Source organism: Modestobacter sp. SYSU DS0290, assembly GCF_054050955.1.
This window is the reverse complement of record NZ_JBJHAI010000010.1, coordinates 87057-100569: the sequence shown is the minus strand read 5'-3', so window position 1 is coordinate 100569 and position 13513 is coordinate 87057. Positions and strand designations below refer to the sequence as shown.

Annotated in this window: 15 protein-coding genes and 1 pseudogene; 5 read left to right on the top strand and 11 right to left on the bottom strand. The window is 75.4% G+C overall.

Annotated elements, in window-relative coordinates; all coding sequences use genetic code 11:
- Window positions 1–127 precede the first annotated feature (127 nt).
- From ACI795_RS10890 to ACI795_RS10875, 4 genes are all read right to left on the bottom strand, one after another.
- A complete protein-coding gene (locus tag ACI795_RS10890; protein ID WP_457075512.1) occupies window positions 128–538 on the bottom strand; it encodes a hypothetical protein in 411 nt (136 codons plus the stop codon).
- 161 nt (window positions 539–699) lie between these two features.
- A complete protein-coding gene (locus ACI795_RS10885; RefSeq protein WP_457075511.1) occupies window positions 700–1047 on the bottom strand; it encodes a MerR family transcriptional regulator in 348 nt (115 codons plus the stop codon).
- A 73-nt stretch (window positions 1048–1120) separates the two neighbouring features.
- Complete coding sequence (locus ACI795_RS10880; protein ID WP_457075510.1) at window positions 1121–1624, bottom strand: Hsp20/alpha crystallin family protein; 504 nt, start codon at window positions 1622–1624, stop codon at window positions 1121–1123.
- A gap of 167 nt (window positions 1625–1791) precedes the next feature.
- A complete protein-coding gene (locus ACI795_RS10875; RefSeq protein ID WP_457075509.1) occupies window positions 1792–2397 on the bottom strand; it encodes a TetR/AcrR family transcriptional regulator in 606 nt (201 codons plus the stop codon).
- Between the two features lie 21 nt (window positions 2398–2418).
- On the opposite strand from ACI795_RS10875, the gene ACI795_RS10870 reads away from it, so the two are divergent.
- The 4 genes from ACI795_RS10870 to ACI795_RS10855 are packed head-to-tail and all read left to right on the top strand — an operon-like array spanning window position 2419 to window position 5993.
- Complete coding sequence (locus ACI795_RS10870) at window positions 2419–3639, top strand: MFS transporter (RefSeq protein ID WP_457075508.1); 1221 nt, start codon at window positions 2419–2421, stop codon at window positions 3637–3639.
- Window positions 3636–4988, top strand: coding sequence for a YibE/F family protein (locus ACI795_RS10865; protein WP_457075507.1), 1353 nt, complete (start codon window positions 3636–3638; stop codon window positions 4986–4988). Before ACI795_RS10870 ends, ACI795_RS10865 begins: the two co-directional genes overlap by 4 nt.
- 25 nt (window positions 4989–5013) lie before the next feature.
- Window positions 5014–5634 (top strand): class I SAM-dependent methyltransferase, encoded by a 621-nt coding sequence (locus ACI795_RS10860; RefSeq protein WP_457075506.1) that lies wholly within the window; start codon window positions 5014–5016, stop codon window positions 5632–5634.
- A gap of 26 nt (window positions 5635–5660) precedes the next feature.
- A complete protein-coding gene (locus ACI795_RS10855) occupies window positions 5661–5993 on the top strand; it encodes a TraR/DksA family transcriptional regulator (protein ID WP_457075505.1) in 333 nt (110 codons plus the stop codon).
- 74 nt (window positions 5994–6067) lie between these two features.
- On the opposite strand, the gene ACI795_RS10850 is transcribed toward ACI795_RS10855, so the two are convergent.
- The 6 genes from ACI795_RS10850 to ACI795_RS10825 all read right to left on the bottom strand — a co-directional run bounded on the left by ACI795_RS10850 (window position 6068) and on the right by ACI795_RS10825 (window position 11545).
- A complete protein-coding gene (locus tag ACI795_RS10850) occupies window positions 6068–6583 on the bottom strand; it encodes a GNAT family N-acetyltransferase (RefSeq protein WP_457075504.1) in 516 nt (171 codons plus the stop codon).
- Window positions 6584–6663: 80 nt separating this feature from the next.
- Window positions 6664–7599 carry a glycosyltransferase family 2 protein gene (locus ACI795_RS10845; RefSeq protein WP_457075503.1) on the bottom strand — a complete coding sequence of 312 codons (936 nt, stop codon included), beginning with the start codon at window positions 7597–7599 and terminating at the stop codon, window positions 6664–6666.
- On the bottom strand, window positions 7596–8456 hold the full coding sequence (locus tag ACI795_RS10840) for a glycosyltransferase family 2 protein (RefSeq protein WP_457075502.1): 861 nt from the start codon (window positions 8454–8456) through the stop codon (window positions 7596–7598). Before ACI795_RS10840 ends, ACI795_RS10845 begins: the two co-directional genes overlap by 4 nt.
- A 29-nt stretch (window positions 8457–8485) precedes the next feature.
- Window positions 8486–9556 (bottom strand): prenyltransferase, encoded by a 1071-nt coding sequence (locus tag ACI795_RS10835; protein ID WP_457075501.1) that lies wholly within the window; start codon window positions 9554–9556, stop codon window positions 8486–8488.
- Entirely contained in the window at window positions 9549–10277 is a 729-nt protein-coding gene (locus ACI795_RS10830; RefSeq protein ID WP_457075500.1) for a class I SAM-dependent methyltransferase, read from the bottom strand. The genes ACI795_RS10835 and ACI795_RS10830 overlap by 8 nt, the downstream gene beginning before the upstream one ends.
- Window positions 10271–11545 (bottom strand): glycosyltransferase family 4 protein, encoded by a 1275-nt coding sequence (locus tag ACI795_RS10825; RefSeq protein WP_457075499.1) that lies wholly within the window; start codon window positions 11543–11545, stop codon window positions 10271–10273. The genes ACI795_RS10830 and ACI795_RS10825 overlap by 7 nt, the downstream gene beginning before the upstream one ends.
- A gap of 100 nt (window positions 11546–11645) precedes the next feature.
- On the opposite strand from ACI795_RS10825, the gene ACI795_RS10820 reads away from it, so the two are divergent.
- A complete protein-coding gene (locus tag ACI795_RS10820) occupies window positions 11646–11939 on the top strand; it encodes a Dabb family protein (protein WP_457075498.1) in 294 nt (97 codons plus the stop codon).
- 538 nt (window positions 11940–12477) lie between these two features.
- Here the strand turns inward: ACI795_RS10820 and ACI795_RS10815 are convergent.
- Window positions 12478–13143, bottom strand: a pseudogene (locus ACI795_RS10815) (RHS repeat-associated core domain-containing protein); the annotation flags it as partial.
- Window positions 13144–13513 lie beyond the last annotated feature (370 nt).

The following is a 13513-nucleotide window of genomic DNA, read 5'->3' as shown; positions in this document are numbered from 1 at the left end:
CGACGTGGTCACTTCCGGCGCGGGGGCGGGGCAGTGCGCCGGGAACGCGGAACGGGCACCGGCCCCAGGCGGACTGCCTGGGGCCGGTGCCCGTTCGCTGCGCGGCGCGTGCGGCCGCGCGGGGAGGTCAGCGCGTGCGGCGCGCCTCGGTGGTGTGGTCGTCCCAGTCGTCGTCGCCCTCGGGCTCCTTGGCCAGCAGGCCGGCGCCGACGGACCAGACGATGCCGCCGACGAGGCCGATCCAGGCGCCGATCTCGGTGGACAGGTCGGCGCCGCGCTCGAAGGCGCCCGGCGCGTCGAAGACGTAGCTCAGCGACAGCAGGACCGCGGCGATGCCGACGGCCATGGCGGTCAGCGACAGGCCGCGGTGCTGGCGACCGCGGGCGCGGTTGGCCGCGTACTGCAGGCCGACGACCAGGCCGATGCCCAGGAACGCGACCAGCGGGATGGTGGTGTCGGTCTCGTAGCCCGAGCCGGAGGTGCTCTGCTCGCCCTCGGTGGACACCCAGTCCAGGAACGTGGCGATCAGGAAGACCACGACGCCGGCCGTGGCGATGTGGGCGCCCGTGGTAGCCGCCGGGCGGGTGTGCTCATGCGTACGGCCAGTCGTGGACCTGTTCGAATCTGCGTTTGCCATGACTCACCGTTACCCCGGTGCCCATGATCGACACGTGAAGTCATGTTTCTGATCGTCGGGGCTCATCGAACGGCGGGGCCGGGCGCCTCGCGACGGGCGGCGTCCCGCTCGTCCCGGGCCGTGTCGCGTTCGTCGCGGGCCTGGGCCAGGTCGTCCTCCAGCTGGACGATGACCTGCGCGGAGGCCAGCAGGTGGCCGTCGTCGAGCAGCCCTCGCACCCGGGCGGCGAGCTGCAGCTGGTGCCGGGAGTAGCGGCGGTGGCCGCCGGGGGAGCGGTGCGGGTGGAGGACGCCGGAGGTGTCCAGGCTGCGCAGGAAGGCCGCCTGCACGCCGAGCAGCTCCGCCGCCTGGCTCATGGTGAGGACCGGGTGGTCGGGATCGTCCAGCCGGTCGAGCGGGTCACTGCCCACGGGTCCTCCAGTGCTCGGGACGACGACGGGGGCGGGGCCGTCGGGCCCCGCCCCCGTCGAGGGTCGGTCGGCGTCAGCGCTGTGCGGGTTCCGCCGACTCCACCGCGGCCTGCTCGCCCTCGATGGTGTGCGCCTCCACCGCGGCCGGCGCATCCGCGCGGGTCACGGTGATCTTGCGGGCCTTGGCCTTCTCCGCGACCGGGATGCTCACGGTGAGCACGCCGTCGTGGTAGCTGGCCTCCAGCCGGTCGGTGTCGAGGCTGCGGCCCAGCACCAGTTGGCGGGTGTAGCTGCCGAACGGACGCTCGGCGACCTGCCACTGGGCGCCTTCGATCTGCGGCACGGAGCGCTCCGCGCTGATGGTCAGCGTGGTGCCCTCGACCTGCAGGTCGATCGAACCGGGGTCGACGCCGGGGAGGTCGAAGTGGGCGACGAAGTTGTCACCCACCCGGTAGGCGTCCATCGGCATGCCCGCGAGGGGGCGCGCCGTCGTGGTGCCCGATCGACCGGTCAGCTGGTCGAGCGCGCGGAACGCGGCCGACGTGGTGGCGAAGGGGTCGTAGGAGTTCAGCATCATGGCCGAGTACCTCCGGGTCGTGCTGTGTCGTTCCTGTGGTGTCGCTGGGTTCTCCAGGCCGCCCGAGGTGGATCTCCAGCGGCGACTGCAGATTACCTCGCGCGTGCACCCGAGTAAACGTCCCGGCTGGAAAAATGTTCCATCCGTCGCTGCAGGTTCCTGCCGGGTCAGTCGGCGGCGTCGGTGAGGTGCTGTCGCACGACGGCCGCGGCCAGCCGGCGTGCTCGGGGGAGCGGGTCCTCGCCGGCGAGCTGCGGCGTCGTCGCGTTCCGGGCGTACCGCGCCAGGGCGCCGTCGTAGAGGAGCAGCAGCTCGCCGGCCAGTGACTCCGGGTCGTCCGCGCCGGCCTCTCGCGCCAGGTCGCGCAGTCGCTCGACGAGCAGTCGGCTGTCCGCGTCCAACCAGGACCGGCCCGGGTGCCCTGCGGGCAGCTCGGTGGCCGCGGCGAGGAATCCGCACCCGCGCCGGTTGCCCTCCCGTTCGCGGTAGCGGGCCACCGCGTCGAACACCGACAGCAGCCGGGCGACCGGGTCGGTGCACTCGTGGAGCACCTGGTCCCAGGTGGCCCGCCAGTGCTCGTGCCGCTCCTGCAGGTAGGCGGCGACCAGGTCGTCCTTGCCGGCGAAGTGGGCGTACATCGTGGCGGGCGCGACGCCGGCCCGCCGCAGCACGGCGTCCACCCCGGTGGCCGCGATGCCGCCCTCGTAGAAGAGGTCGGCGGCGGCGGCCAGCAGGCGTTCCCGGGCCGGTCGGGTCGCGGGGGAGCGGGTCATGAGCCTACTGTAACGAGCGTTATGGTGAAACGATCGTTACAGACGGCGGCGGGGCGGCCACGGTCACTCGTCGGGGCGGGGCTCGCGGTCATCGCGGTCACCTACGGGCTGGCCCGCTACGGCTACGGCCTGTACCTCCCGCAGTTCCGCGCCGAGTTCGGCTTCTCGGCAGGGACTGCGGGGGTGCTCGCGGCCGGGAGTTACCTGGCGTACTGCGCAGCGGCGCTGGTCGCGCCCCGGCTGTCCCGTCGGAGCGGTGGCCGGACGGCGCTGTGGGCCGCCGGGGGCGCGGCTGCGGTGGGGTGCCTGGTGGTGGCCACCGCGACCTCCGTCCCGCTGCTCGCCGCCGGGGCCCTGGTGGCCGGCAGTGGTGCGGGGGCGGCGACCCCGGCCCTGGTGACGGCGGTCGCGGCGACGGTGCCGCCGGCGCGGGAGCCCCGCGCCCAGGGCGTGGTCAACAGCGGCACGGGTGCGGGCGTGGTGGCCGGGGGCCTGCTCGTCCTCGCCGTCCCCGGTGCCTGGCGGTGGGCGTGGGCGTCGTTCGCCGTGGCGGCGGTGCTGGTCACCTGGTGGGCCGACCGGTCGGCCCGCTGGTCGGCGTCGGCCGATCCGGCCGGTGGGACCCCCGCGGGACGGCTCGGCAGGCCGCTGCTGGCCGCCGTGCTGGCCGGCGCCGGGTGCGCCAGCGTCTGGACGTTCGGCCGGGACCTGCTGACCGGCCCCGGCGACCTGCCGCCGGGTCTGACCGGCGCCCTGTGGTGCGTGCTCGGCGCGGCGGGCCTGGCCGGTGGGGTCAGCGGGGCCCTGGTGCAGCGGGTGGGCCTGCGGGCGGCCTGGGCCGGGACGCTGGTGGTCGCCGCCGGCGCCTCGGCGCTGCTGGCCGTCGTCCCCGGCGTGACCGCGGCCGCCGCCGTCGCGCTGGCCCTGTTCGGCAGTGCGTTCGTCGCCATGAGCGGGGTGCTCATCGCCTGGGCCGCGCACCTGCGGCCGACCGCCGCCGCGTCGGCCGCCGCCCGGCTCTTCGTCGCGCTGACGGTCGGGCAGGCGCTGGGCTCGGTGCTGCTCGGCGCGCTGGCCGACGTCCTCGGGATGCCGGGCGCCTTCCTGGCGGCCGCCGCGCTCGCGCTGGTGGCCGCCACGGTGACCCAGCCCCGGCAGCCGGCCTCCTCGGGCCCGGGCGCGCCGGAGGACCGCGGTCGCTCCACGGCCGCGGACGCCTCGCCGCCTAGCCTGACCGGGTGACGGCACACTCCCACGGCTCCGGACCGTCCGACGGTGAGCTGGCCCTCGACCCCGCCGCCGTCGCGCGGCGCCGCTGGGCCGTCCGGCTGATGCTCTGGCTGCTGGTGCCCGTCGGGCTGGCCACCGTCGTCGGCCTGGTGGTGTTCTGGCCGGACGACGAGCAGACGGCGGCCGAGCAGGCAGCGGGCTCCTTCTTCCCGCCCGGGCAGACCTACCCGGTGGCCACCGTCACCTCCCTGCAGCCCTACGACTGCTCCGACCCCGACGGTGATCCGCTGACCTGCGCCACCGCGGTGATGGTCGTGGGGGAGGGGGAGAGCCGCGGCGACTACGTGCAGGTCGACCTGCCTCCCGAGGTCGTCGACGCCGGTGTCGAGGCCGGCGACGAGCTGGTGCTCACCCGCGACCCGGTCGACGGCGGGCAGGCCACCTACCAGTTCCAGGACTTCGCCCGCGGCACCCCGATCGTCGTCCTCGCGCTCGCCTTCGCCCTGGTCGTGGGTGCGGTGGCCCGGCTGCGCGGGCTGCTCGCCCTGCTGGGGCTGGGGTTCGCGTTCGTCGTCCTGCTGGAGTTCATGCTGCCCGCGCTGCTCGCCGGCGGCTCCCCGCTGTGGGTCAGCCTGATCGGCTCGTCGGCGATCATGTTCGTCGTCCTGTACCTGGCGCACGGCTTCAACGCCCGGACGACGACGGCGCTGGTGGGCACGCTGTTCGGGCTGGCGATCAGCGCGGTGCTGGGCACGGTGGCGGTGGGCGCCGCCCGCCTGATCGGCTTCAACAACGAGGAGAACCTGCAGCTGCTGCAGCTGGACCGCAGCCTGGACTTCTCCGGGCTGGTCGTCGCCGCCACGGTGGTCGCCGGGCTCGGCATCCTCAACGACGTCAGCATCACCCAGGCGTCGGCGGTCTGGCAGCTGCACGACGTCTCACCGCAGATGGGCTGGCGGCAGCTGTTCCGCCGCGGCATGGCGATCGGGCGCGACCACATCGCCTCGACCGTCTACACGATCGTCTTCGCCTACGCCGGGGTGGCGCTCCCGCTGCTGATGCTGTTCGAGATCTACCAGCGGCCGTTCTGGACCGTGCTCACCGGCGCGGAGGTGGGCGAGGAGGTGGTGCGCACTCTGGTCGGCGGCATCGCGCTGGTGCTCGCCGTCCCGGTGACCACCCTGGTGGGTGCGCTGGTGGCGGCCAGCTCGGCCTCGGCGGCAGCGCCGGCCGCGCCGCCTCCCGAGCCCACGCCGGAGGAGCAGGAGGCGGCGCGCCGCCGGGAGCGGCTGCGGGCGATGCGCGAGGCGGCGGCCGAGGGGAACGGCGGCCGGTCACCGCGGCCCCGGGACCCGCGCTGACCCGGACGGCGGGGATGCTGCACCCGTGAGCACCGACCTGCTGACCGCCGCTGCCGCCGCCCCGGGCTTCATGCCGCCGGACGAGGGGCGCGCGCTCTACGAGGCCGCCCGCGCGGTGGCGGTGCCCGGTCCGCTGCTGGAGATCGGCAGCTGGCTGGGCAAGTCGGCGCTGTACCTGGCCGCCGCGGCCCGGGAGACCGGCCGGCAGGTGGTGACCGTCGACCACCACCGCGGCTCGGAGGAGCACCAGCCCGGGTGGGAGTACCACGACCCCTCGCTGGTCGACCCGCTGGTCGGGCGGATCGACACCCTGCCCGGCTTCCGGCGCACGGTCGCCGACGCCGGTGCGGAGGACGTCGTGGTCGCCGTCGTCGCCCGCTCGGAGGTGCTCGCGCCGCTGTGGTCGACCCCGCTGGCGCTGCTGTTCCTCGACGGCAGCCACACCGAGGAGTCGGCCCGCCGCGACCAGGACGCGTGGGTGGGCAAGCTGGCCGTCGGGGGCACGCTGGCCATCCACGACGTCTTCCCCGACCCGGCCGACGGCGGGCAGGCACCGTTCGGCGTCTACTCCCGGGTGGTGGCCTCGGGTCGCTTCACCGAGCTGCCCGGCACCGGCTCGCTGCGGTTGCTGCGGCGGATCACCTGACCCGGCGGCCGGGGGACGATGGGCCGGTGACCGTCACCGCCGAGCTGGCCCGGGCCCGGGCCGAGGCCCTCGCCCAGATCGCCGCGCTGACCCGCGAGTTCGACGAGGTGGTGGCCGCCTCCGCAGCCTCGAACGCCGACGACGAGCACGACCCGGAGGGCGCGACGATCGCCTTCGAGCGGCAACAGGTCGCCGCGCTGCTGGAGTCCGCGCGGCGCCGGCTGGCCGACGTGGACGACGCGCTCGCCCGGGCGGCGGCCGGCGGCTACGGCGTCTGCGAGACCTGCGGCGGGGAGATCGGCGCCGAGCGGTTGGCCGCGCGGCCCCAGGCCCGCACCTGCATCGGCTGCGCACGATGAGCAGGCTGCGTCCATGACGGCGGCCCTCGACCGGTTCGCCGGCCGCCGCTGACCATCTCGTCGGTGGGGGCCGTTCAGCGCTGGACGGGCCGGTGCATCACCCAGGTGTGCGGGGCCCCGCCGGGCGGGTCGACCTCGCCGACGACGGCGAACCCCAGGCGTTCGTAGCGCCGGACGTTGCCCGCCGCGGAGGTTTCCAGCAGCGCGCTCGCCCCCGCGGCGTCGACCGCCTGGAGCCCGGCCCGCAGCACCGCGGTGGCCAGGCCGCGGCCGCGGGCCGCGGGGCGCGTGCCGACGCAGGCGAGGAACCAGTGCTCGCCAGGTGGGTGCAGGGCGGTGCTGGCCTCCTCCGCGGCGGCCAGTACCGGGGCCCGGTCCCCGAGCAGGGCCTGCACCTGGTCGGCGACCAGCTGCGCCGTGGCCGGGGACGGGGCGGCGTCGGGCCGGACCCAGCACGCCGCGGCGAGCACCCGCCCGTCGTCCTCGGCCAGCCAGGTGCCGTGCGTCTCGACGCCGAGCAGCCCGGCCTCCAGCCGGTACAGGCCGGTCAGCCGGTCGCGCAGCCCCTCGCCGCCCAGGGCCCAGTGCACCCACGGGTAGTCGGTGAAGGCGTCGGCGAGGGCCTCGCCGACGGCGTGCGCGTCGGTCGCCCGCGCCGGGCGAACCGTGCTCAGCTGACGTACCGCCGGGCGGTCGACCTGCGCTGCGCGTCCTCCAGCGCGGCGAACCGGGCCTCGGCGTGCGGTGGGAGGACCCGGCGCTCCCGGACCAGCCAGGGCACCCCGCCCAGGGCGGCGAGCAGCCCGCGGGCGGTCACCCGGTCCTTCGGCACGGTGCGCAGCAGGTGGACGGTGCGTCGCAGCGCGGGCCGCAGCGGCCGCCGCAGCCACGTCGTCCAGAGGGTGTTGCGGATGCCGTCGGCCCGGCGCTTGTGCGGGTCGCGCGCGGTGCTGGCCTGGTGGTGGATGCCGATGGTGGGCAGGTAGCACAGCTCCCAGCCACGGGCGGCCAGGTCACCGGCCATCAGCTCCTCCTCACCGCCCAGCCACAGCCGCTCGTTGAACCCGCCGACCTCGTCGAACGCCTCGCGGCGGACCACGCTGGCCCCGGCCAGGAAGCTGCCCAGCGCAGGGCCGGGCAGCCAGTCGGCGCCGACGACGGGGGAGTCGCGCAGCTCGGCGACGATCGGGTCCTCGACGCCGCCGGGCTCGACCACGATCCGGGCGGTGACGACGGCCAGCCGCGGGTGGGCGTCGAGGACGTCGGCCGCGGTGCGCAGCGAGCCCGGGTCCCACCAGGTGTCGTCGTCGCAGAAGGCGACGTAGGGGGTGTCCAGCCGGGCCACGCCGAGGTTGCGGCCCACCGCGCCCAGGTTCTCCGGGCTGGCGATCAGCTCGACCTCCGGGTGCTCGCGGCGGACCGCGTCGGCGGTGCCGTCGGCAGAGCCGTTGTCGACGACCACGACGTGCGGCTGCTCGGGCAGCTCCCGCAGCCGGGTCAGCGCGAGCAGCAGCTCGTCGCGCCGGTTGTGCGTGATGACGACGACGGCGGTCCGCGGGTCGGCGCCCGTCCCGGTGGTGGCCGCCTCGGCCAGTTCGCTCGTCATGAGTGCTGCAGCTCCCGGACTCCGGTCATCACGCTGGTGGGCAGGGTGCGGCGCCGGCGCAGGGCGGCGGGCACGCGGGGGAGGGCGCCGGCGAGCCCGCGCCACCCCGGCCGCCCGGCCCGGGCCGCGCGGGCGAGCTGGCCGGCCAGGTCGCGGAGGGGGTAGCGCATCAGGGCGGTCAGCACCCGGCTGCGCCACAGGCCGGCCTGCCGGACGGCGGATGCCTCCCGCCGGGTCGAGGGGTGGTGGTGCACCGTGACCTCGTCGACGTAGGCCAGGCCCCAGCCGGCCGCGGCGAGGTCGAGGGCCAGCCGCTCCTCCTCGCCGGGGAAGCGGACCACCGGGTCGAAGCCGCCGGCGCTCGTGAACGCCTCGGTGCGCACCAGCGCCGCGCAGGCCACGAAGCCCAGCAGCGAGGGCCCGGGCAGGTCCGGGTCGGTGCCCAGCGGGCTGGCCGCCATCACCTCGCAGACCGGGTCGAGCGTCTCCTCCGGGCCGACCAGGATGCGGGCGGCGAGCAGCCCCAGGCGGGGGTGGGCGCGCATGACCTCGACGGCGCGCGCCAGGTCGCCCGGCGCCCACCAGGAGTCGTCGTCGGTGAAGGCCACGAACGGCGTGCCGGCGCGCTCGACGCCCACCGTGCGGGCGAGGGCGCCGGCGTTGTCGGGCAGCGGGACGACGGTGACCTCGGGGTGGGCCGCGCGCACCGCCTCGACGGTGCCGTCGGTGGAGGCGTTGTCCACCAGGACCACCGGTGCCTCGTGCCGGGGCAGGCTGGCGAGCAGGTCCTCCCGCCGGTTGCGGCTGGCCACCACGCAGGTCACCGCGGGCCGCGCGGGGTCTAGCTCGGTGATCACGGGGGGTGCCTGCCCGGGGCCGGGGCCGGTCAACCCCGGTCCTCGATCACATCGGCGACCGGGTCCCCGGCCGCGAGCTCGAGGTGGTCCGGGTCGGCGAACACCCGGCTGGCCGGGCCGGTGCCGGCGATCGCGTCGGCGGCCAGCACCACCGCGGCGGCGGTCCAGGTGGTGCGCTCCACCGGCCAGCGCGCGTCGTCGGGGTAGACCAGCCCGGTCCAGTAGGACCCGTCCTCGGCCCGCAGGTGCTGCATCGCGGCCAGCTGCTCGGCGGCGTCGTCCGGCCGTCCGCAGGCGGCCAGCGCCAGCGCCAGCTCGCAGGTCTCCGCGCCGGTGACCCAGGGGCGGTCGGCGACGCACCGCACCCCCAGGCGGGGGACCACGAAGGTCTCCCACCCGGCGGCCAGGCGGGCGTGCGCGGCGCCGCCGGTGACGGCGCCGGCGAGCACCGGGTAGTACCAGTCCATCGACCACCGGGAGCGGTCGGCGAAGGCCGCGGGCCGTTCGCGGAGCGCCACGCCCAGACCGGTCGCGGCCAGGTCCCAGTCCGGCTGCGGCTGCCCGACCAGGTCGGCCAGCGCGATCCCGCAGCGCAGCGCCTGGAACAGGCTGGCGTTGCCGGTGAGCAGCGCCGTGCCGTCGGGGGTGCCGTCCGGCCGGAGGGCCCAGCTGATCGCGCCGCCGGGCAGCTGCATCGCCGTCACCAGGTCCAGCGCCCGCCGGACCGCCGGCCACAGCCGGTCGACCAGTCCGGCGTCGCCGGTCGCCAGCCAGGAGTGCCAGACGCCGACGGCCAGGTACCCGGCGTGGTTGCTCTCGGTGCCCGGGGCGACGACCACGCCGTCCCGGTACTCCGCCGCCCACGAGCCGTCGGGCCGCTGCCGGGCGGCGAGCCAGTCGTAGGCGGCTGCCGCGCGGGCGTGCTCGCCGCCGACGTCCAGGGCCATCGCCGCCTCCACGGCGTCCCAGGCGTCCAGCTGGCCGCCGCGGAACCACGGCAGCGCCCCGTCGGGGGACTGCTCGGCGGCGATGGCGGCGACGGTCGCCCGCACCTGGTCGGCGCGCAGCACGCCGGGCACCTCGGGCAGCAGGTCAGTCACCGGGCCCCCCTGCCGGCGGCTTCTCCGCGTAGACGACGAGGCTCTTGCCGACCAGCGGGTCCAGCAGGCGCTCGGCGGTGCGGGTCACCCACGGCCGGCGGGTCAGGTCCCAGACCAGCAGCCGGTGGTAGGCCCGGGTGGCCGGGGTGTCCCGGTCGACACCGACGGCGCACTTGAGCCACCAGTAGGGCGCGTGCAGCGCGTGCGCGTGGTGGGTCCGGGTGGGCCGCAGCCCGGCGGTGGCCAGCCGCTCCCAGAGCTGGTCGCCGCGGTAGATGCGGAGGTGCCCGCCCTCGTTGGCGTGGTAGTCGTCCGACAGCGCCCAGCAGACCCGCTCGGGTCCGTAGCGGGGGACGGTGACCGCGACCCGGCCGCCGGGCTTGAGCACCCGGGCGATCTCGGCGATCGCGGTCCGGTCGTCCGGGACGTGCTCGAGGACCTCCGAGGCGATGACCCGGTCGACGCTGGCGTCGGGCACCGGCAGGGCGCGGAGGTCGGCGCGCGCCACCTCCGCCGCCGCGCCGGGCGGTGCCTCGCCGGCGGCGGCGATCGCCCGCAGCCAGGTCCGGGTGGTGGACACCTCGGCGATGCCCCAGTCGATCGCCAGCACCGAGGCGCCCCGGCGGTAGGCCTCGAAGGCGTGCCGGCCCTCGCCGCAGCCCAGGTCGAGCACCCGCATCCCCGGGCCGACGTCGAGCAGCTCGTAGTCGACGGTCAGCACGCGGTCGCGCTCCCTGCCCGGTGCCCGTCCCGCGGGCGGCGGGCGAGCACCTCCTCGTACCAGGCGGCGGTGCGCTCGGCCGTGCGGCGCCAGGTGTAGTTCGCCAGAACGCGGGTGCGCCCGGCCCGGCCCAGCTGCTCCTGCAGCGAGGGATGGTCCAGCACCAGCTGCAACGCGGCGGCGAGCCGGTCGACGTCGCCGGCGGGCACCTGCACGCCGGCGTGCGAACCGACCACCTCCGGCAGCGCCCCGGCGTCGGTGGTCACCAGCGGCGTCGCGCAGGCCATCGCCTCGACCGCGGGCAGCGAGAACCCCTCGTACAGCGACGGGACGGCGACCACCGTGGCGGTCTGCAGCAGTCGCACCAGCTCCGCCTGCGGCACCGGCCCGGTCACGCGCACCGCCTCGTGGAGCCCGAGCCGTTCCAGGGCGGTGGCCGCCGGGCCACCGGGGCGGACGCTGCCCACCACGACCAGGCGCACCTCCCGCTCGGTGCGCAGCTTGGCGACCGCCTCCAGCAGCGGCACCAGCCCCTTCAGCGGTACGTCGGCGCTGGTGGTGACCAGCACCGTCGCCGGGTCGCGGGGTGCGTTCCCGGGGTGGAACACCTCCGGGTCGATGCCGACCGGGATGACGTCGACGGCGCCGGACGGCACCCGCATGTGCCGTGCGATGTCCGCCCGGCTGTTCTCCGAGACGGTGGTGATCCCGTCCAGCCGCCGGGCCACCCGGGCCTGCATGCCGGTGAAGGCGTACCAGCGGCGCAGGGTCAGCTGCCGCCGCAGCCCGGTCGCGGCAGCCAGCTCCAGGTCCCGGTCGATCGCGACCGGGTGGTGGACCGTGGCGACCGTCGGGAGCCCGGCGCGGCGCAGGCCGAGCAGCCCCCACCCCAGCGACTGGTTGTCGTGCACCAGGTCGAACTCGCCGGTGCGGCGGCGGAGCAGACGGGCCGCCCGCAGGCTGAAGGTGAGCGGCTCGGGGAAGCCTGCGGTGCACATCGTCGCCCACTCCAGGACGTCGACCAGGTCGCGGAACTCGCCGGGCCGGGGCGTGCGGAAGGGGTCGGGCTCGCGGTACAGGTCCAGGCTCGGCACCCGGGTCAGCGGCACCCCGTCGGCCAGTTCGGGGTACGGCTGGCCGCTGAACACCTCCACCCGGTGGCCGAGCTCGCGCAGCTCGTGCGAGAGGGCCCGGACGTAGACGCCCTGCCCCCCGCCGTGCGGCTTGCTCCGGTAGGACAGCAGTGCGACGCGCAACGACCGTCCCATGCCCGGACTCTAACCAGCGGCCCCCGCCGGTCCCGTGCACGGCCGGGACCGGCGGAGGCGCCCCGTCGCACGCCGGCCGGCGGCCTGGCAGGGTGCGGGCATGCTGCGCCACGTCGTGCTCTTCACCTGGACCCCGGACACCTCCCCGGAGGTCCGCCTCGCCACCCTGGCCGCGCTGCGCCGGCTGCCGGAGGAGGTCGGGGGCATGACGTCCTTCGCCGTGGGCCCGGACGCCGGCCTGGTCGACGGCAACGCCGACACGGCGCTGGTGGCCGACTTCCCCGACGTCCAGGCCTTCCGCGCCTATGCCGAGGACCCCCGGCACCTGGCCGTCATCGCCGAGCACGTGCGCCCGCACCTGGCGAGCAGGTCGGCGGTCCAGTACGAGGTCTGACCGGGAGCGTCGCGCGGGTCGGCCACCGCGCTCCGCCGCGCGGGCCACCGTCGGGGCGGTCGTGGGAGCGGGCACGGGCAGAACGTCGCGCTGCGCCTCCCCGGCGAGCCTGACCGGCGTCGCGGACATGATCGAGCACATCCGGCGGCTCGAGCAGGGTGGCGGAGCCACCTCGGCCCCGACTGCAGCCGACGCGGCCGTGGAGCCTCCAGAAGCCCTCGGGCCGGGGCAGGCGCCACCCGACCGGGCGTAGTACCCGCATTCAGTTCATCTGTGACCGTCGGTTCCTCCTGCGCCAACAGGTGCCCGCTGCGGAGCGGCCTCTCGGGGTGCCGCTTCCTGACCTGCCATCTGCGAAACCTCATATGGCGCAGCGAGCCGTTGTGACTTCGCCCTGGAGGCAGGAGACAGCTCCCAGTGCCGCTGAGCCGATTCTCGAAAAGGTGACCAACAAATGCCACTGGTACTGCGCCAGTCAAAAGACTGACGCAGTACCAGTGGTAATCAACGGCCCGAACACATCACCTGAGCGTAACGCTCAAGTGATGCGTGACAGAGGGGCTACCTGTCGTTTCGTCGACTCCGGGCGAAGACCACCAAGAAGACGGTGAGACAGGCCATCACCCCAATGCACAGGATCAGCACCAAGGTGCCTCGCACGCCACCCTCTTGCACTCCCCAATAGATCCCAGCGATTCCCACCATCAGTTGGATGAGAAGAACTGCGATCAACTGCTGCCGCGGTGTCATCGAGCGCTCCAGCCCAACTTATCCAAGTGCCTCCGCACCTCCCCAAACTCCAAGCGCTCCACCTCCCGGACACGATGCTCCGAGCACTGCCCCCCCCTGCGAGCGGATTGGCAGTTACAGCGGTCGCGTAGCCAGCTGCGGTGCTGCTAGCCGAGAGGCCACCCAGGCAGCCGCCGACTGCGCTGGCGGCTCCCGCAACCCAGTCCTGCCAGTCCTGGCCGACTGGGTCAACGTAGTTGCTGGGGTTGCTGGCGGCGTATTCGTAGCGGTTGGCGCGGGTGGGGCCGGCGAGGGTCTCAAGGGGGTCTTGCTGGGTGAAGCGGCCGGTGTCGGGGTCGTACCAGCGCTGCCCGAAGTGGGTGAGGTTGCTGGTGGGGTCGGCGGTGCCGCCGGCGTACTCGTAGGGGTTGTAGCGGGTCGCCTCGGAGCTGTTCTGTGCCGTGGTGGTCACACCCCAGGGGTCGTAGCTGTCGGTGCCGGTGGTGGACCCCGTCCTGGTTGGTCAGGCTGGGGATGGGGCCGAGGCCGTCCTGGGCGTAGTAGTGCACCTGGCCGTCAGCGGTGCGGAGTGCGAGGGGGGGTGCCCTGTGGGTCGTGGGCGATGCAGGCGGTGCTGTTGCTGCCGACGGTGTGCCTCGACCAGCGGGACGCCGTCGGAGTCCTTACGCCCGTAGGTGTAGGTGTCGGTCTGACCGCCGGTGGTGGTGACGCGGATGAGTTCGGTGCTGTCCACGCCGGGCAGCAGCCTGGCCGGTCAGCGGCGCCGCCGGCCGGTCGCCGTCCACAGTCGGCCGCTCCGTCCACAACCTGCCCCGGACCGGTGA